15 protein-coding genes are annotated in these 18,266 nt (G+C 68.5%); 1 reads left to right on the top strand and 14 read right to left on the bottom strand.

The features are described from left to right. Positions 1 to 10: 10 nt before the first annotated feature. From ACT9TC_RS13070 to ACT9TC_RS13015, 12 genes are all read right to left on the bottom strand, one after another. Positions 11 to 1,831: an ABC transporter ATP-binding protein gene (locus ACT9TC_RS13070; protein WP_458040908.1), complete on the bottom strand. Its 1,821-nt coding sequence runs from the start codon at positions 1,829 to 1,831 to the stop codon at positions 11 to 13. Then, complete coding sequence (locus tag ACT9TC_RS13065) at positions 1,828 to 3,765, bottom strand: ABC transporter ATP-binding protein (protein ID WP_458040907.1); 1,938 nt, start codon at positions 3,763 to 3,765, stop codon at positions 1,828 to 1,830. The genes ACT9TC_RS13070 and ACT9TC_RS13065 overlap by 4 nt, the downstream gene beginning before the upstream one ends. A gap of 183 nt (positions 3,766 to 3,948) precedes the next feature. Beyond that, positions 3,949 to 4,479 carry a methylated-DNA--[protein]-cysteine S-methyltransferase gene (locus tag ACT9TC_RS13060; RefSeq protein WP_458040906.1) on the bottom strand — a complete coding sequence of 177 codons (531 nt, stop codon included), beginning with the start codon at positions 4,477 to 4,479 and terminating at the stop codon, positions 3,949 to 3,951. Continuing rightward, entirely contained in the window at positions 4,476 to 6,101 is a 1,626-nt protein-coding gene (locus ACT9TC_RS13055; protein ID WP_458040905.1) for an AlkA N-terminal domain-containing protein, read from the bottom strand. Before ACT9TC_RS13055 ends, ACT9TC_RS13060 begins: the two co-directional genes overlap by 4 nt. A 140-nt stretch (positions 6,102 to 6,241) precedes the next feature. Beyond that, positions 6,242 to 7,849, bottom strand: a complete 1,608-nt coding sequence (gene purH / locus ACT9TC_RS13050; RefSeq protein ID WP_458040904.1) for a bifunctional phosphoribosylaminoimidazolecarboxamide formyltransferase/IMP cyclohydrolase — start codon at positions 7,847 to 7,849, stop codon at positions 6,242 to 6,244. A 50-nt stretch (positions 7,850 to 7,899) separates the two neighbouring features. Continuing rightward, complete coding sequence (gene purN / locus ACT9TC_RS13045; RefSeq protein ID WP_458040903.1) at positions 7,900 to 8,493, bottom strand: phosphoribosylglycinamide formyltransferase; 594 nt, start codon at positions 8,491 to 8,493, stop codon at positions 7,900 to 7,902. A gap of 41 nt (positions 8,494 to 8,534) precedes the next feature. Beyond that, the gene (locus ACT9TC_RS13040; protein ID WP_458040902.1) at positions 8,535 to 9,872 is read right to left on the bottom strand and encodes a cell division protein PerM; all 1,338 of its coding nucleotides are present in this window, start codon (positions 9,870 to 9,872) and stop codon (positions 8,535 to 8,537) included. 215 nt (positions 9,873 to 10,087) lie between these two features. Further along, positions 10,088 to 10,990 (bottom strand): succinate--CoA ligase subunit alpha, encoded by a 903-nt coding sequence (gene sucD / locus ACT9TC_RS13035; RefSeq protein WP_458040901.1) that lies wholly within the window; start codon positions 10,988 to 10,990, stop codon positions 10,088 to 10,090. 26 nt (positions 10,991 to 11,016) lie between these two features. Then, complete coding sequence (sucC, locus tag ACT9TC_RS13030) at positions 11,017 to 12,180, bottom strand: ADP-forming succinate--CoA ligase subunit beta (protein WP_458040900.1); 1,164 nt, start codon at positions 12,178 to 12,180, stop codon at positions 11,017 to 11,019. A gap of 81 nt (positions 12,181 to 12,261) precedes the next feature. Then, positions 12,262 to 13,830, bottom strand: a complete 1,569-nt coding sequence (locus tag ACT9TC_RS13025; RefSeq protein ID WP_458040899.1) for an FAD-dependent oxidoreductase — start codon at positions 13,828 to 13,830, stop codon at positions 12,262 to 12,264. Positions 13,831 to 14,127: 297 nt separating this feature from the next. After that, positions 14,128 to 15,330 carry an IS4 family transposase gene (locus tag ACT9TC_RS13020; protein ID WP_458040898.1) on the bottom strand — a complete coding sequence of 401 codons (1,203 nt, stop codon included), beginning with the start codon at positions 15,328 to 15,330 and terminating at the stop codon, positions 14,128 to 14,130. Between the two features lie 400 nt (positions 15,331 to 15,730). Then, positions 15,731 to 15,901, bottom strand: coding sequence for a hypothetical protein (locus ACT9TC_RS13015; RefSeq protein ID WP_458040897.1), 171 nt, complete (start codon positions 15,899 to 15,901; stop codon positions 15,731 to 15,733). Positions 15,902 to 16,326: 425 nt separating this feature from the next. Here ACT9TC_RS13015 and ACT9TC_RS13010 point away from each other — a divergent pair, with 425 nt between their 5' ends. Beyond that, positions 16,327 to 16,761 carry a hypothetical protein gene (locus ACT9TC_RS13010; RefSeq protein WP_458040896.1) on the top strand — a complete coding sequence of 145 codons (435 nt, stop codon included), beginning with the start codon at positions 16,327 to 16,329 and terminating at the stop codon, positions 16,759 to 16,761. Positions 16,762 to 17,007: 246 nt separating this feature from the next. Here ACT9TC_RS13010 and ACT9TC_RS13005 read toward each other — a convergent pair whose 3' ends face one another. Further along, positions 17,008 to 17,190, bottom strand: coding sequence for a GIY-YIG nuclease family protein (locus ACT9TC_RS13005; RefSeq protein WP_458040895.1), 183 nt, complete (start codon positions 17,188 to 17,190; stop codon positions 17,008 to 17,010). 89 nt (positions 17,191 to 17,279) lie between these two features. Next, positions 17,280 to 18,212, bottom strand: a complete 933-nt coding sequence (locus ACT9TC_RS13000; protein ID WP_458040894.1) for a hypothetical protein — start codon at positions 18,210 to 18,212, stop codon at positions 17,280 to 17,282. Positions 18,213 to 18,266: the final 54 nt, after the last annotated feature.

The raw sequence follows: 18,266 nt of genomic DNA, 5'->3' as shown, positions 1-18,266 counted from the left end.
GCCACGAAAGCTAGACGAGGGTCTCGCGCCAGGCCTCGTGCAGCTTCGCGAACCGCCCCGTACCCGCGATCAGCGCCCCGGGGGTGTCGTCCTCGACGATACGGCCGTGCTCCATCACCAGAACGCGGTCGGCGATCGCGACCGTCGACAGCCGGTGCGCGATGATGATCGCGGTGCGGTCAGCCAACAGGTGCTGCAAGGCATCCTGAATCAACCGTTCGCTGGGCATGTCGAGCGACGCCGTCGCCTCGTCGAGGATCAGCACGGCCGGGTCGGCGAGGAACGCCCGCGCGAACGAGATCAGCTGACGCTGACCCGCCGAGACACGGCCACCGCGCTTGTTCACGTCGGTGTCGTATCCGTCGGGAAGTGCCCGGATGAAGTCATCCGCCCCAACCGCCCGCGCGGCCGCCTGAACCTCTTCGAACGTCGCCTCGGGCTTGCCGAAGGCGATGTTGTCGGCCACCGAGCCGCTGAAAAGGTACGCCTCTTGCGTGACCATGACGATCGCGCGGCGCAGGTCCTTCGGGTGCAGGTCCCGCAGGTCCACGTCATCGAGGGTGACGCGACCCCGGGTGGGATCGTAGAAGCGCGAGACGAGCTTGGCCAGCGTCGACTTGCCGGCGCCCGTCGTGCCGACGAGCGCAACCGTCTGGCCCGCCGGGATGTCGAGCGTGAAGTCGGGCAGGATCGTGCGGTCGCCGCCGTAGCCGAATTCGACTCCATCGAAGCGCACGTGACCGCGGGCCTTCCAGAGGTCGACCGGCTTGGTCGGATCGGGCACCGTCGGCTGCTCCTCGAGCACGCCCGACACCTTCTCGAGCGCAGCCGTCGCAGACTGGTACGAGTTGAGGAAGAACGCCACCTCCTGCAGCGGCGAGAAGAAGTTGCGGACGTACAGCACCGCGGCTAGCAGGACACCGACGTCGAGGGCTCCGCCGGCGATACCGGCGACCCGAAGTCCGCCCCAGAGCAGCACGAGCGCGACCGACATCGCCGCGACGGCCATCAGCCCCGGCTCGAACGTTCCGAACAGACGGATCGACCGGATGTTGACGTCGCGGTACTGGCTGGCGAGCTCGCCGAAGTCCTCGTCGTCGCGCTTCTCGCGCCGGAACGCCTTGACGGCACGGATGCCCGTCATCGTCTCGACGAACTTCACGATGACCTGCGCGCTCACGACGCGCGACTCGCGGTAGACCAGCTGCGAGCGACGGTAGAACCAGCGCATCAGCAGCCAGAGCGGCACGCCCATCACGACGAGGATGATGCCGGACTGCCAGTCGAGCAGGACGAGCGCGATGAGCGTGAACCCGCCGTACAGCAAGCCCGACACGAGCTCGTTCAGACCACCGTCCAGCAGCTCGCGGATGGAGTCGAGGTCGCTCGTCTGGCGCGAAATGATGCGCCCAGACGTGTACGACTCGTGAAACTCCAGGCTGAGCAGCTGCGTGTGGCGGAAGATCCGCATGCGCAGGTCCAGCATGATCGTCTGTGTCAGACGAGCCGTCACGACGACATACCAGCCGATCAGCACCGCCCCACCGATCGCCGAGAGGATGAACACCGCGACGACGCCGATCGTCGGCATCCAGTCCGCGCGATCGAGCACCGCGGGCAGTGCCGTGTCGATTCCGTACGCGATCAGGGCGGGGCCGAGGACCCGCAGCGCGGTCGAGACGACGAGCACCGTCGCCGCGAGGATCAGGTTGGCGCGCACGGGCGAAAGCAGCGACCCGAGCAGACGCAGCGACCGGCGACGGATCTGCCGACTCTCGGCCTGCGTGTAGTCCGAGCGGTCTTCGCCCTCGGTTCCGGTGACGGTACTCACGGATTCACCCCTCCGAGGCCGGCAACACCGGGCCCCTGACGTTCGACGATCGATGCGGCTGCCAGGGGGTCGGGCTCGGCGATCGAGGCATCCGAAATCGGGGCCGGTCCGTCGGCCGTGACCGTATTCGCTTCCGATTCGAGACTCGAGATCACATGCCGGTAATGCTCGCTCGTGCGGAGCAGTTCGGAGTGCGTGCCGACGCCCGTGATCCGCCCGTCCTCGAGCAGCGCGACGCGGTCGGCGAGCGCGACGGTCGAGGGCCGGTGCGCGACGATCAGCGCCGTCGTGGTCTCGAGCACACGACGAAGTGCTGCCTCGACGAGTGCCTCGGTGTCGACATCCAGGGCCGAGAGCGGGTCATCGAGCACGAGAACGGCGGGTTTGGCGGCCACCGCCCGGGCGAGCGCCAGGCGCTGGCGCTGACCGCCCGACAGGCTCAGACCCTCCTCGCCGATGATCGTGTCGACACCGTCGGGCAGCTCGTCCACGAACGTCGCCTGCGCGACATCGAGCGCCTCGCGCAGCACGCGCTCGGCCTCGGCGCTGCCGGGTTCGAGGTCTTCACGCCCGAGCAGGACGTTCTCGCGCACGGTCGCGGAGAAGAGCGTCGCGTCCTCGAAAGCCATCCCGATGTGCCCGCGAAGCTCGTGCAGCGTGAGCTCGCGAACATCCACGCCATCCAGTTCCACCCGTCCGGCGGTCACGTCGTAGAGACGCGTCGGCAGCGTCGTGAGCGTCGTCTTGCCCGAGCCGGTGAGCCCGACGAGGGCCATGGTCTCGCCCGGCTTCAGCACCAGGTCGATTCCGTCGAGCAGGTCGCGTTCGCCGTCCGCGGCATCCTGATACCGGAAATGCGCGTCACGGAACGCGAGTTCGCCACGGACTTCCGCCGCTCCTCGCGGCCGCGCGGGATCGATGATGGTGTTCTCTTCATCGAAAACCTCGAACAGGCGATCCGTCGCGGTGCGGGCATCGAGCAGGAACGAGAACAGGAATCCAATCGACTCCATCGGCCACCGCAACACGGTCGCCATGGCGAAGAACGCGAACAGCTCGGCGACGCTCAACTGGCCGAGCTGCGCGAGCACGATGCCCGCGGCCAGGCAGAGTGCGAAGGCGATCTCGGGCAGCAGCACGAGCCAGAACCAGATCACACCCACCGCGCGGGCCTTGTTCAGCTCGGTTTCGCGCAGGCCCTCGGCCTGGCTCGCGAACTTCTTCAACGCGTGACCGCCCCGGCCGAACGCCTTCAGAACGCGGATACCGTGCACGCTTTCCTCGACCGCCGTCGCGAGGTCGCCCGCCTGATCCTGGCTCTGCCGGGTGAGGGAGCCATAGCGCTTCTCGAAACGGAAACCGGCGATCCAGAGCGGGATCGAGCAGAGCACGAAGATCGTGCCGAGCGCCCAGTGCCAACGGAAGAGGATGACCGAGCCGACCAGGATCGTCAGGACGTTCACGACGAGCAGCACGAGGCCGAACGCGAGCCAGCGCCGGATCAGGCTGATGTCCTGCATCATGCGACTGAGCAGCTGCCCGGACTGCCACCGGTCATGGAACGCGACCGGCAGGCGCTGCAGACGCTCGTAGAACTGGGTACGCAGGTCGTACTCGACCTTCGTCGCCGGACCGAGAACGAACCAGCGCCGCGCCCAGACCATCACGGCCTCGAGAAGTCCGAGGCCGAGCACGACGACGGCGCCCCACACGATCTGCCCGGTGTCCCTCGACGCGATCGGGCCCGCGACGATGACCTCCAGGGCGAGCGGGATCGTGAGGGCCAACAGGCTTGCGATGAGGGCGCTGACACCGCCCAGCACGAGGCGCCCGGCCACCGGGCGGGCGAACGGAACGAGGCGCGCCAGTGCGCGTGGCGTTGACAGCTGAGCGGTCGACGATTGAGGCGTTGGGGTCGGAGCTGTCGAAGTCATGGTCCTTTTGGGCGTGCAGAATCGCCGAGTCGGCGCGACGGAGCGGAAGAGCTGCAGCGCACGGATCCCGGTCGGAGGCGCGGTGCGGGCAGCCTTTCAGGCTATGCGCCCGCGCGGCGCGAGGCAAGCATCAGACCGCTACCCGCGCTGGATGCGGGCCCGAGCCCGCCGGTTGCGACGAGATCAGGACGACGGGGGCGAGACCGAAGCCTCTCCTCGTTCTCGGGCGAGCAAGCTCGCCTTGACAGGCAGACCCCAGGCGAAACCCCCGAGCGATCCATCGCTGCGTAGCACCCGGTGGCACGGCACGAACAGGGCGGGCGCGTTTCGCGCACACACCGACGCAGCGGCCCGAACGGCCGTCGACGAGCCGAAGGCGGCGGCGAACGCGCTGTACGTGAGCGGCTCCCCCGGCACGATCCGGCGCAACGCACTCCAGCCCTTCAGCTGAAGCTCGGTGCCCTGCTGCCGGACGACGACATCGTCCAGGGCGCCGAGGGCGCCGCCGTAGTACGCGCGCGCCACGCCAGCAGCGTCGAGCTGGGCCTCGCGCACGGAGCTGGGCCGGAGGGCCGGGTGAATGCGAGCGATGACAGCGGAGGCATCCGTCGTCCAGCCCGACCCGAGTACGCGCTGCTGCGCGTCAGCAACGACGACGAGGGGGCCGTCCGGGGTGTCGACCGTCTCCATGAGGGCGGTTGCGAGGTCGGTCATGCGGGCTTGCCTTTCGTGTGGCGTAAATCCGGAAGGAATATCGGGGGCAGATGGGCCGAAGCGGGCCCTAATTCGGGGTTTCGGGGGCCTGGTTCCTTCGAGATTTTCGCCCCGGCCCGCGCACCGGCCGCGGGAAGGTCCGCGGCCGCGCGCCACAGATGCCCGGTCAGGTACGACCGCCACGGCGCGAACGGCGCGACACGAGCGGTCAACTCACGGGGATCGCTAGGCAGACCGGCGCGAACAGCGCCCGTTCGCACGGCCACGTCGCCCGACAGGAACACATCGGGGTCGCCGGTCACACGCATCCGCACATAGTCGGCGGTCCAGGGCCCTACTCCGGGCAGCGCAAGCAGTGTCACGCGCTGCGCCGCGGGCTCATCCCCCGGCCCGAGATCGAGCTCACCCGACGCGAGGGCCGCGGCGACGGCCGTGATGGCGCTGATCCGGGCACGGGGACCACGCAACACCTCGGCGCCGTGCTCGGCGATCGCGGACATCGTCGGGAACAGCCGCTCGGTTCCTTCCCAGGGCTCAACCGATTCGCCGAGCTCGTGGGTCAGTCGCGTGAGCGCCGTCCGCGCGGCGACCACGGTGATCTGCTGACCGACCATCGCCCGGATCAATATTTCGTGCGGATCCGCGGCACCGGGCACCCGCAGCCCGGGCACGGCTCGCACGCGCTCGGCGATCAGCGAGTCGGCAGACAGCGCCGCATCGATCGCGAGCGGGTCGGCGTCGAGATCGAAGAGCCGCCGCACCCGGGCCACGAGAGAGGCGAGGTCCGCCGGGCGGGCGACACGGGCTTCAAGCACGAGCCGCCCCTGCGCGGGCGCATCGCGCACCCGGAACCACGCCGGCCCACCCGGCAATCGCAGGGTACGAGCGAACGAATCGGACGACGAGACCTCCACCCCCGGAACCGCCCGCGCCGACATCCACGCGAACAGCCCCGCGGCATCGAACGGCAGCCGGTACGGCAGGGCGAGACGGATGTTGCCCCCAGCCTCGGGCGCCACCCCGGCCCGCGTGCCGCGCGCGCGGAGCTCGGTCGGGGTCATTCCGAACACCTCGCGCACCGTGTCGTTGAACTGCCGAACGCTCGAGAATCCAGCCGAGAACGCGACGTCCGCAGCGGTCAGGTCGGTGCCGACGAGGAGCATGCGAGCGGCGTGGGCACGCTGCGCCCGGGCGAGGGCCAAGGGCCCGGCGCCGAGTTCGGCCGCGAGCATCCGGGTCAGATGCCGGGGCGAGTACCCGAGGCGCGACGCCAGTCCCGGTACTCCCTCGCGTTCGATGACCCCGTCGGCGATGAGCCGCATCGCGCGTCCCGTGGCGTCCCCGCGAAGATCCCACTCCGGCGAACCCGGCGCCGCTTCAGGAAGACAGCGCTTGCACGCGCGGTAGCCCGCCTCGTGTGCGGCGGCAGAGGTAGCGAAGAACGACACGTTCGCGGGCTTCGGGGTGCGGGCCGGGCAGCTCGGGCGACAGTAGATTCCGGTTGTCCGCACGGCCGTCACGAACTGCCCGTCGAAGCGGGTGTCGCGCGACGAGATCGCGCGGTAGCGCTCGTCGAAGGTCATCGACGGATGCCTCGGCAGAGCACTCAAGGACTGCTTCATGCCCCCAGCCTGACACGCCCCGGGGCCACCCGCTCGCGGAAATCGGACACGGCTGCGCGAGCGTGCGACGCGCACGCTTCGACAGGCTCAGCGAGCGTACGCCCCCTGAGCTTGTCGAAGGGTGCGTACGCTCGCCCTGCTCAGTGGAAGAAGTGCCGCTCGCCCGTGAAGAACATGGTCACGCCCGCGTCGCGCGCGGCCTGGATGACCTCGTCATCGCGCACGGATCCACCGGGCTGAACGATCGCCGCGATGCCCGCATCGAGCAGCACCTGCGGGCCGTCCGCGAACGGGAAGAAGGCATCGGATGCGGCGACGGAACCGCGTGCGCGGTCCCCCGCGCGATCGACCGCGAGGCGGCACGAATCGACACGGTTGACCTGACCCATCCCGATCCCGACCGTCGCGGAGTTCTTCGCCAGCACGATCGCGTTGGACTTCACGGCGCGGCACGCCTTCCACGCGAAGATGAGGTTCGTCATCTCATCTCCCTCGGGCTGCGTGCCCGAAACGAGCTCCCAGTCCTTAGCGACCGACTCGATGTCGTCGGGGAACCGGTCCGCGTCCTGCAGCAGAAGTCCGCCGGAGACGAGGCGGACATCCATCCGCTCCTGCTTCCAGTCGGCCGGAAGCTGCAGCAGCCGCAGGTTCTTCTTCTCGGCGAAGACCTCGAGGGCCTGCGGCTCGAAGCCGGGCGCGACGATGACTTCAGTGAAGATGTCGCGCAGGTTCTCGGCCATCTTCAGCGTCACCGGGCGGTTCGCGGCGATCACGCCGCCGAACGCCGAGACCGGGTCGCACTCGTTCGCACGCAGGTGGGCGCTGGCGATCGGGTCAAGCGCGTTCGGAGCGCCGACGGCGATGCCGCACGGGTTGGCGTGCTTGATGATCGCGACGGCGGGCTTGACCATGTCGAACGCAGCGCGCAGGGCCGCATCTGCGTCGACATAGTTGTTGTAGCTCATGCCCTTGCCCTGCAGCTGCGTCGCCTGCGCGATGCCGTGGCCGCCCGTGCGGGTGTAGATCGCGGCGCGCTGGTGCGAGTTCTCGCCATAGCGGAGGGTTTCGAGGCGCTCGGCGCGGATCGTCAGATGACCCGGCAGATCCTCCCCCTCGGCGAGGGTGCCCTCGGCGAACCAGGTGGCGACGGCGGAGTCGTAGGCCGCGGTGTGCGCGAACGCGCGCGCGGCGAGCTCACGGCGCTGTCCGAGGCTCGTTCCGCCCGACGCGACGGCGTCGATCACTGCCGGGTACGACGAGGGCGACACGACGATTGCGACGTTCGCGTGGTTCTTGGCCGAGGCGCGGACCATCGCGGGACCACCGATGTCGATCTGCTCGACCACATCATCGGCCTCGGCCCCCGAGGCAACGGTCTCGACGAACGGGTACAGGTTCACCACGACGAGCTCGAACGGCGCGATGTCGAGGTCGGCGAGCTGACGCTCGTGGTCTTCCAGGCGCAGGTCGGCGAGCAGGCCCGCGTGCACGCCGGGGTGCAGGGTCTTGACCCGCCCGTCGAGTGACTCGGGGAAGCCCGTCACTGCCGCGACATCCGTCACCGCGTAGCCAGCGTCGCGGATCGTTGCCGCGGTCGAACCGGTCGAAACGATCTCGACGCCCGCATCGGCGAGGGCCGCGGCCAGTACCAGCAGGTCGGTCTTGTCGCTGACGGAGACAAGCGCGCGGCGAACGGGAATGACATCGCGGTCGCGGTAGAGGGACTTGTCGTGGCTCGGTCCGGCCATGGGGGTGCTCCTTTGCGGGGACGGTGGTCCTGGTGACAGATGGGGTGAAATCAGGTGGAGGATGCGACGGCGAGATCGAGCTCACCGGCTCCGATGCGGCGGACGACATCGATCAACAGGCGGCGTTCGACAGGCTTGATGCGCTCGTGCAGGGCCGCCTCGTCGTCGGTCGGCAGGACGGGCACCCGCTCCTGGGCAAGGATCGGTCCGGTGTCGACCCCGTCGTCGACGACGATGACACTCGCGCCGGTCTGTTCCGCACCCGCAGCGAGCGCGTCGCGGACGCCGTGTGCGCCCGGAAACTCGGGCAGGAAGGCCGGATGCGTGTTGACGATGCGCGGGGCGTACGCGGCGACGACAGCCGGCGGCAGCAGGCGCATCAGCCCGCTCAGCACGATCAGGTCGGGGTTCCACACATCGAGTTGGCGCAACAGCTCGTCGCCCCACGCCTCACGCGAATCGAAGCTCGACCACGGCACCAGAAAGGTCGGGATGCCGAACTCGTCGGCGTGCGCGAACCCCTCGGCCTCACGATCGGCACCGACGACGATGATCCGAGCCGGAAAGCCGGCACCATTCGCGGCCTCCAGCAGCGCGCGAAGGTTAGATCCCGTGCCCGAGATGAGGACCGCGACCGTGAGCACCGGGCAAGTCTACCGGGGCCGGGGCGACGCGCCCGGGGCGATCACCCCTGAACGAGAGGCGCGATGGGGGCGGTCGGCTGATCATCCTCGATGACGAACGCGCGGTCGCGCGTTTCCGGCGTCGCCGCGACGGGCTGATCCCCGTGTCCCCCAGGTGGGGAATCGTCCGCCGAACGCTCGTGCGAGAGCGGTGACAGCAACAGGATGGCTGCCCCCACGAACACCTCGACGCCGATCGCGAAGGCGAGGGGCCCCGCCTGGGGGCCGACGTCTGCGAGGCGCCCGGGCCCGATCGCCCCCGAGGCTGCGATTGCCATTCCGGCCGTGGCGAGGGCCGACACGACCGACATTGCGAGGGTTGTCACGAGACGCGGCGCGATCGCATCCGTGGGCCCGTCGGCGACGGCGTGCAGGCGGGAGCGGGCGAACCATCCGCCCAGCGCACCCGCCGCGACGGGGATGAGCGCGACGAGCAGCAGCCACGCATCGGACGCGTCGGGCACGGCGCCCAGCACGGGAATCGAGGGCACCACGGCCAGATCTGTGCCGACCGGCGAGACGGTGCTGCCCGTGCCGATCGCGAACCCGGGGCCGGCAATCCACGAGATGGTCCACACGATGAGCGTCGGGATATAGGCGACCTGGCCCAGGGTGACGACGATCGCACCCAGGATGTCGACGTTACCGGCCTGATACAGCGCGGCGATCTCGCCACCCGACATCGCCACGGCACCCGCGAGCACGACGGCCCCCACCCCGATCAGTGTGGCCACGGTGACGGCCACACCGAGGGCCGTCGCGCTGATGACCGCGTCGGCCGCGCCGCGGCGCTCGAGGGCGTCCCGGAACGTGTCGACGGCACCGTCGTCACCGTTCCGCCAGGCCGAGACGATCCCGCCGGTCAACACCGAAACCGCGTACAAGGCCGCCGGGATGACGATGGCCTGCCACAGGACGGATGAGACGACGTCGGTGTTGGAAGTGAGGGCGATCACCGTCGAGAGCGCCCCCGCGACGAAAAGCGCCGAGACGAATCCGGTGAACCACGCGCCCGAGCGCGCCGCGCGGGCGCCGGAGCGAACGCCGAAGATGATGGTGAAGGCGGCGAAACCGAGGGGCGCGAGCGAGAAGGCGAAGGATGCGGCATCCGACGAGATCCCGGCGGCGATGAGTGTGTCGGGGAGCGTCACCTGCAGCGGCACGAGGTTGCCCGCGTGCCATACCGCGGCCGTCGAGGGCCAGAGCGCAGCCCAGTCGGCGGTACCCCCCAGCCCGAAGACCCACAGGGCCGTGAGGGGCGCGGCGATCACCGCGAGTCCCCCCGCGACCTGGATGAGGGCGTCGAGCGCGCTGAGCAGGGCGACGATGAGGCGATGCATGGCGTCCTCGACCCTACCCGCGGCGGCTGCGGCGCCCTCCCAGGCTCGCCCGGACATTACTCCGGCGACATCGTCTCAACGGGGCTCGGCGGGCGCGCCCGCAGCCCGACCGGGCACATGCCACCGGAATATTGTCCGCGGGCGGCGCGCCGCCACACGAAGAAGGGCGGATGCGGCGGCTGTGGCCGCGGCATCCGCCCTTCTTGGTGTGAGTGCTAGAGCGCCTCGATGACCTCGCGCATGAGCGCAGCGGTCTCGCTCGGCGTTTTGCCGACCTTGACCCCGGCAGCCTCGAGGGCTTCCTTCTTGGCCTGCGCGGTACCCGCCGAGCCGGAGACGATCGCGCCGGCGTGGCCCATCGTCTTGCCCTCCGGGGCGGTGAAGCCCGCGACGTAGCCGACGACCGGCTTCGTGACGTGCGCCTTGATGTAGTCGGCCGCGCGCTCTTCCGCGTCGCCGCCGATCTCACCGATCATGACGATGGCCTTGGTCTCGGGGTCGGCCTCGAAGGCCGCGAGCGCGTCGATGTGCGTCGTGCCGATGACGGGGTCGCCGCCGATGCCGATGGCGGTCGAGAAGCCGAGGTCCCGCAGCTCGAACATCATCTGGTACGTCAGGGTGCCCGACTTCGACACGAGGCCGATCGGTCCCTTCCCCGTGATGTTCGCGGGGGTGATTCCGACGAGTGCCTCGCCGGGCGTGATGATTCCGGGGCAGTTCGGGCCGATGATGCGCGTGGCGTTGCCCTTGCTCTGGGCGTAGGCCCAGGCCTCGGCGCTGTCACCGACGGGCACACCCTCGGTGATCACGACGAGCAGCGGGATCTCGGCGTCGATGGCCTCGAGCATCGCGTCCTTCGTGAAGGCGGCGGGAACGAAGGCGATCGAGACGTCCGCGCCGGTCGCGGCCATGGCCTCGGCGACCGACGCGAAGACGGGCAGCTCGACAGCGTTGCCCGAGGCATCCGTGTGCGAAACCGTCGTGCCGGCCTTGCGGGCGTTGACACCACCGGCGACCTGGGTGCCCGCCTTCAGCATGAGCGCCGTGTGCTTGGTGCCCTCGCCTCCGGTGATGCCCTGGACGATGACCTTGGAGTCTTTGTTGAGGAAGATCGACATTTCTCTGCAGTCCTTTGATCCGTGGGTCAGACGTTGGCGAGTTCGGCGGCCTTGTCGGCGCCCTCGTCCATGGTCGAGGCCAGCGTGACGAGCGGGTGGGCGTAATCGCGCAGGATCGCGCGGCCCTCGTCGACGCGGTTTCCGTCGAGGCGGACGACGAGGGGCTTGGATGCCGTGGCACCGAGCGTGTCGAGGGCGCCGACGATGCCGTTGGCGACCGCGTCGCAGGCGGTGATGCCGCCGAAGACGTTGACGAACACGCTCTTGACCTGCGGGTCTCCGAGGATGACGTCGAGGCCGGCGGCCATGACGGCGGCGGATGCTCCGCCACCGATGTCGAGGAAGTTGGCCGGGGTCACGCCGCCGTGGGCTTCACCCGCGTAGGCGACGACGTCGAGCGTCGACATGACGAGCCCCGCGCCGTTGCCGATGATGCCGACCTGACCGTCGAGCTTGACGTAGTTGAGGTCGTTCTCCTTGGCCTTGGCCTCGAGAGGGTCGGCGGCGTCCTTGTCTTCGAGCGCATCGTGGTCGGGGTGACGGAACGCGGCGTTCTCGTCGATCGAGACCTTGCCGTCGAGGGCGATGATGTCGCCCTCCTCGGTGAGCACGAGCGGGTTGACCTCGACGAGTGTCGCGTCCTCGCCCTTGTACACGTCGTAGAGCTTGACGAAGACATCCGCGACCTTGGGGGCGAGCTCGGCATCGAAGCCGGCGGCCTGCGCAATCTCGAGGGCCTTCGCTGCATCGATACCCGTCAGCGGGTTGACCTCGATGCGGGCGAGTGCCTCGGGCTTCTCGACGGCGAGCTGCTCGATCTCCATGCCACCCTCGACGCTCGCAAGGCTGAGGTAGGAGCGGTTGGCGCGGTCGAGCAGCACCGAGAAGTAGTACTCGGTGGCGATGCGCGCACCCGCCGCGACCATGACGCGCTTGACGATGTGGCCCTTGATGTCGAGGCCGAGGATCTGCTGCGCAGCCTCGAAGGCCTCTTCGGGGGTCTTGGCGACCTTCACGCCGCCGGCCTTGCCGCGGCCACCGACCTTGACCTGGGCCTTGACGACGACGACACCACCGATCTTCTCGGCAGCCGCCTTCGCCTCCTCAGCGGTGTCGGCGATGATGCCCGCGAGAACCGGCACCTCGTACTTCTCGAATAGGTCTCGTGCCTGGTACTCGTAAAGATCCACGTTGCAGTCCTTCGCTGTCGCGCCGGGGGATTTCTTCGAAAAGAGTCTTGATGTCGAGAGATCGACCAATCCCCGAGCCTACTACTTGGTCGGGTGGGCGGCAGACGCCGGGCACCCGCTGAGTGAGTCTCCGGGCGGCCCGTCGAGTGGGGTGAGGTCCTCGACCGCGGGGCCCTCGATGCGCGTCCCGTCGGGTGCGAAACGCGAGGCGTGGAGCGGGCAATCCCAGGTTCGGTCGGCGTCATTCCACGCCACGATGCCGCCCAGATGCGTGCAGACCGCGCTCACCGCGCGCGTCTGCCCGTCGACACTCGAAACGGCGACCGGATGTCCGGCGCGCTGCGCGACGACGCCTTCCCCCTCGGCGGGGCGCGGCACGGGCACACTCGCGCTCTCCGCCCGCAGCCATCCCTTCGCCGCTTCCGCACCGACCAGTGCGTTCTCGCGCGCGCCTCGTGCCAGGTCTGCCGGAACGGTCAAACGCGTGCCGAGCGCGATCATCCAGGACGCCCGTTCACGGAACGGCACGCGCATGATCTCCGACGTGAGCCGGATGGCAGCGGCCGGTCCGTTCGTCAGGCCCCACTTGGCGTATCCCGTCGCGAAGCGCACGCGCCCGAGGGTGCGGGGCATGACGCCGACGAAGGGAACGAGGTTGTGGGACTCGTAGTCCTGGGCCGACCAGCGCACCACTTCTTGCGCTCCGGGGAAGTGCTTCTGGGTCCAGGCGACGAGCTCGTCGATCTCCGCGGTGTCCGAGAGCGAGCGGCCGACCGGATGACCGTTGCCCCCGACGATCAGGCGTGCTGCGCCCGCGGGCCCGTCATCGGCCGTGACCGAGCGCACGGAGCGCACCGGTCCGTCGATCGAGAGGAACATGCCGTCCGGGATGTCCCCGTCATAGTCGAACGCGACGCAGTGCGACCGCAGACCGCGTGTCTTGGCGAACGTCAGCCCGCGGTCCATGATGGCCGTTCCGGTTGCGAGCACGATCCGATCCGCACGGAGGGCTCCCGCATCCGTCCGCACGAGGGGTTCCGGAACGGCGTGCACGGACCGCACTCGGGTGCCCGTGTGCAGAGTGCCGCCCGCTGCGACGAACGCCCGAGCGAGGGCGTCCGTGAGAGCGACCGGATCGACCGCGAGTTGACTGTCCAGCGCGGCCGCCGCCATCGCGGGGAACGGCGTTGCGAGTTCTCGCTCGTCGGCGCGCCGCATGTCGAGGCCGGCCTCGCGTCCGGCTCCGATCTCTGCCTCGATGGCTTCCAAGCCCGCCCGCGATGGCGTGTACGAGTACGCGGTGCGGTGTGTCGTCGACACTCCCGCGTCCTCCGTGAACTCGGCAAGCCATTCGGCTCCCGCCCGGTTCGCGTCGACATAGGCGCGCACGAGGGACGCGGAATGGTGCCTGCGCAGCGTCGAGAGCGTGCTGCCCTGCAGCAGTGAGACCTTGCCCGTGTTCGATCCGCTCGCGAGTTCTGCGATCTCGCCCGCTTCCACGATCGCAACGTCTCGCCCGAGGGTCGCCAGCATGAGACCGGTCGACAGCCCCGTAATGCCGGCCCCGACAATGACGACCTCGTGCCGTGCCGGAGCGAACGGGACGGAGACGGGCGGGGCGGTGCGGTCGAGTTTCCAGAGCGGGGGCATGAAACCAGCACACCTCGCGACGACGGATGAATCAACGGGGTTGACAGGGGGGCGCGACTCGCGGGCCGCTCTGCGACTGCGGGTCTAGGCTCAATACCGTTCAATTAGATGAGGATGGCTTCGTGGGGTGGTCTGTCGGGTTGGGGCCAGTTTCGGTGCCGGGCGCGTTTGACGTGCCAGCGGGTGTACTTGCGCTTGACGACGCGGGGGTTGGCGCGAGGGCGTCGCCTGGGCAGGAGCCGGCGGACAAGTTCGCCGATGGCGTGGGCCCAGAGCCGGACGATAGTGTCTTCGGCGTCAGGGGGGAAAAGCGCCCTGCTGGGCGATGGAGCGGCGGCTGATCCGGAGCGCGGTGACGAAGGAGATCCTGTGGGGGTCGTGGCCGGCGTGAGTGGCGGCATCGAGCATGAGGGTGCGGATCGCGTAGTGGCAGCACAGGTGTCCCCAGATCTCCTGGAGCACGAGATCGGGGGTCTTGGAGCGCAGCACCTGGCGGGGCCCGCGCTGATGGGTTTTCAGCTCGTCGAATGCGGTCTCGATCTCCCACCGTTGCGCGTACGCGGCGGCCAGTTCGGCGGCGGGAGCCTCTTGCGGGTCGAGGATCGTCGTCAGCAGCCGGTAGGGGCCTGCCGTGTCGCGTCCGTCCTCGATCGTGTACTCGACCACCCGGACGGTGACGCCCCGCTCGCGCTTCCGGTCGGTGCGTGAGTCGAACACCTCGGCCAGGTACGACCCGTCCGGCAGATCCTCGATCGCGTCGAGCTTGAGGTTGTCCCGGACCCGCCAGAGCAGGTCCGTGTCTGTCGCGGCGGCGGTCTGCCAGGCGGTGAAGGAGTAGAAGCCACGGTCGGCCAGGCACAGCATCCCCGGGGTGAGCCGGTCCAACAACTCGGCGGACAGCGCTTTCTCGCTCGTCGCGTACGGACCGCTCACCGCGTCGAAGATCGCATGGGTGCCGCACTCGGCGAGGGCGACCACCCTCGCCTGCGGGAACGCGGATCGTTCCCCCTTCATCACCCCGGGGCGCCCGAAGTGCTCGTCGTTGGCGGGTGTGTCAGCCAGATCCAGGCAGGTCCCATCGATCGCGACCAGCCGGCGCCCCGCCAGCCAGCACCCCGCAGCGTCCGGCCCCGCCAGAGGCTGCGCGACCCGGTCGAACAGCACCGCCATCGGCTCGGAACCCAGCCGGTCGCGCGCGTGGGAGATCGCTGCCTTGTTCGCCAGCCGCACCGGCGCCTGCTCCCGATCCGCCCACGCGATGCCGTCCGAGATCAGCGCCAGCACGTCCTCATACGACCCTTCCGAGTGCAGCGCCATCCCCATCGCGAAGTACACCACCGACCGGGCCGGCAACGACCTGCGCCGCTGCTCCGTCCGGCCGCACTCCGCGATCACCGCATCGACCAGACCGGCGGGGAACACCTTCATCAGCAACCCGACCGACACCAGATCCGGCAACCGCCGATCCGACTCGGGCTTCCTCCAACCAGAACGAGGCATACCCCAAAACTACACCGATGTAACTCTAATTGAACGGTATTGGCACTAAAGTGGCACGAGTCAGGAGGCCACCCTCAGGCGCGGCGTTGAACTCGTAGGTCAAACCCAACGCATGCGGCTCAACCTCTGCCAAGGCATTGCAATTGAACGCGGAAACCTGCAACGCTCCCAGCTCCACGTCATCAGTGCCCTGATCTGTCGTCGCTGGTGGCGGTGTAGACCCGCCGAGCCTGACCTGCGCTGCGCCGAGCCCAACCTGTGGTGTAGGAGGCGCCGATCCACGGTAAAAGGATGCCCCAGGAGGCGACGCAGTCTCCTCTGGGTGGGCGGTCATGGTCGTGGTTCTGTGGGTAACTCTAACGCTGTACTACGCTTCATAGTAGTTATATTACGTCCGGTCCTAGCTGAACCTGCGATTGAGGAGATTCGTCGGCCGCTGCGCGGCGGGATCGGACTTCGTTGCGAATACCGGTTTCAACTTGCGCACCCCGCGGACACCGGCCTTCCGCATGAGTCGCTCGGTCTGGTCCCGCCCAATTGACCAGCCCTGTCGTTGCATCAGCGCATGCATCTTCGGCGCCCGTAGATGCCGTAGTTCTCCGCACGCAGGCGGGCGATCTGGCACCGCGAAACTCTCCACTACTCCAAGCACCGGGCTCGCCAGCGCCCCGTTGCTTGGCATCGTGTTCGGCTGGGCTGAGCCTTCCCGGCGTGGCCCGACGCTTTCCGCGATCGCCGCCTAAGCATCGGCCCAGCTCAGCCCTAAGCGCAGCGCTCCTCACCGCGGTATACCCCGTGGGCTCGGGCTGCCGTTCCGCATGCTGGCGGTCGGGCTGGGCCCTGAGATAGCCGCTGTCGCCCTTCTGCGACGCCACATCCCCATCAACATCGTCGGCGGGCTTACCACGATTACTATTGGGGCATCCATGTTCAGGGGGTCTGAACGCAAACCCTCTGCTCCGTGCAGGATTTCAAGTGTGGAACGGTGCTAGCGAAATGAGTCTCACGACCGGCCGACCCAAGCGTTCACGCTGGCCGCTGATCACCGCCATCCTCGCCCCGCCAATCGTCGCCGGGGCGATCCTGGTGCCGACACTTATCAACAGTGGCCCCGCGCCGCAAGACATGTGGGTTGGCGCCACCAGCTACGGGCCCTCGAGCACCGCCCCTGCTGCTGACATCCAGGTGGTCCACAACGCCCTGCATAACATCGGCGCGCAGTGCCTCGAGACTGACCCCGACATGGGCATCATCGCCGCGGACGTTGACGAGATCATCGCGTTCTCGGCTCGCTACCCGACCGGCCGGTTTCCCATCGACGACGAGACCGCCACAGCCTCATCACTGCTGTTGGTCACCGAGAGGGCCGTGAAGAACTGCGCCCCGCAAGAAATAGAGGCTCTCGACGCCGCCCGATCAGCCTTGCCGTAGTCGCCGTGGCCAACTAAAACGCGAGTAATTCTCGCAACCATGTCGCGCAACCGACAGCTCAGAGCTGTGCACTCGTCGACCGTTCTGAGGCACTTCCTGAGCTGATCACCTACAACGGGCCGGCGCAGTCGATGCGGCCCGACGAGCTTGACGGGTAGCCAACTCGGGCCGAGCGCGTTCGCCTCGCAGCGACTATAGGAGCGTCGTGCTGCACATGGCGATCGGAGTGTGAGCGCTGCCGCCACGTCAGACGGCCTCGGACCGTGCAGCGGCCTTCGCGCCGATGCGCCGCCGATTCAGCTCGCGTGAGAACGGATCGTGGAGGTGCTGGTCGACGTTGAGAGGCACGTTCGCTGCGGCGAGCAATTCCTCCTCCGCGGTCCGAGGCGCGGGGTCACGCACCCAGCTCACTCGCGCATGCCGGTGCATCCAACCCACGAGAACTGGCCAGAGTGTTCGAAGTCGGGACGGCGCCGAAAGAAAGCGGCATTTACGCCTGGTGGTTCACGCCGGGTGCGTTACGGGTGCCCGCACGCGAGTATGCGGCCACGGACGAATTCGACTTGCTGTACACCGGCATCTCGCCACGCAAGCCGACCGCCGCGGGCAAAGCCAGCACCGGGAACATCCGCTCGCGGCTCCGCTCGCACGCGAAGCGAGACGCTTCGTGGAGCACGTGCGACGAAGTGGTCGGCGATGCCCTCGATCAGTGGCGCGCTGAACAGCGGGTTGAAGGCGAACGGCTCGCGGAGGAACTGCTGGGCAGTCGTGCCGCCGAAGCGCTCGACGTGAGTTCGTCGCTGTGCCCGGTAGTCGCCGACCGTCATGGTGAACCCTTGCCGAACGACACGGTCGAAGGCCTCTGAGCCTCCTAGCGCTTCGAGGGCCGGTTCAAGCTCGGGAGTCCACTCGAACGGATAGTGGCTCCCCTGAAGCAGCGCGGCGTGGAGAGCGAACCCGACGGACACCCACTGCTCCACGGAGCAGCCGAGCAACTCCTTCTGCCAGCTCGATGTCATGACCTCGGGAACGTAGCCCTCCTGAAACTCCGTGTCGCGGAAGAGGGCGACAGCCCGCGCCCAATGCGCCCCCGCGTCGGGCGCTTGGAAGGGTATTTGCGAGTAGATGAGGCGTAGGACCGTGGCGAACCCTGACCCCGGCTCCCCGAGGCTCGGATGTTCAAGGTTGAGAAACATCCAGCACATCCGTCGGAGTTCGTCCGGTGTTGGCGCGCCGCCTCCCGCCGTGCCCCATTGCAGGAACGTTGCCGCGACCCCGGCGATGTCCCACGGGAGGAAAGGCTTCACCCGCCCGCGTTCATCTGTGGGGTGGCCGTCCCACGCTCTCGACGCGACGCTGAGCATCTGGAGCGACGCATCGCGGTCGAACCGTCGGCAGAAGGCCCGCAGGTCTTGATAACGAGTAGCGCCCTCGATGGCGGGGGCGGTCACGAGTCATCCCGGGTTGGCAACTCCGAGGGAACCAGTGCGGCATCGTCCGGGTGG

Source organism: Microbacterium sp. HM-570 (genome assembly GCF_054165885.1).
This window is presented reverse-complemented; position numbering and strand designations above follow the sequence as displayed.

Coding starts and splice junctions, on each gene's coding strand:
- sucD (WP_458040901.1), bottom strand. CDS start 10,990: ATGTCGATCTTCCTCAACAAAGACTCCAAGGTCATCGTCCAGGGCATC.
- ACT9TC_RS13025 (WP_458040899.1), bottom strand. CDS start 13,830: ATGCCCCCGCTCTGGAAACTCGACCGCACCGCCCCGCCCGTCTCCGTC.
- ACT9TC_RS13040 (WP_458040902.1), bottom strand. CDS start 9,872: ATGCATCGCCTCATCGTCGCCCTGCTCAGCGCGCTCGACGCCCTCATC.
- ACT9TC_RS13065 (WP_458040907.1), bottom strand. CDS start 3,765: ATGACTTCGACAGCTCCGACCCCAACGCCTCAATCGTCGACCGCTCAG.
- ACT9TC_RS13060 (WP_458040906.1), bottom strand. CDS start 4,479: ATGACCGACCTCGCAACCGCCCTCATGGAGACGGTCGACACCCCGGAC.
- ACT9TC_RS13020 (WP_458040898.1), bottom strand. CDS start 15,330: ATGCCTCGTTCTGGTTGGAGGAAGCCCGAGTCGGATCGGCGGTTGCCG.
- ACT9TC_RS13015 (WP_458040897.1), bottom strand. CDS start 15,901: ATGCATGCGCTGATGCAACGACAGGGCTGGTCAATTGGGCGGGACCAG.
- ACT9TC_RS13005 (WP_458040895.1), bottom strand. CDS start 17,190: ATGCACCGGCATGCGCGAGTGAGCTGGGTGCGTGACCCCGCGCCTCGG.
- ACT9TC_RS13010 (WP_458040896.1), top strand. CDS start 16,327: ATGAGTCTCACGACCGGCCGACCCAAGCGTTCACGCTGGCCGCTGATC.
- purH (WP_458040904.1), bottom strand. CDS start 7,849: ATGGCCGGACCGAGCCACGACAAGTCCCTCTACCGCGACCGCGATGTC.
- ACT9TC_RS13055 (WP_458040905.1), bottom strand. CDS start 6,101: ATGAAGCAGTCCTTGAGTGCTCTGCCGAGGCATCCGTCGATGACCTTC.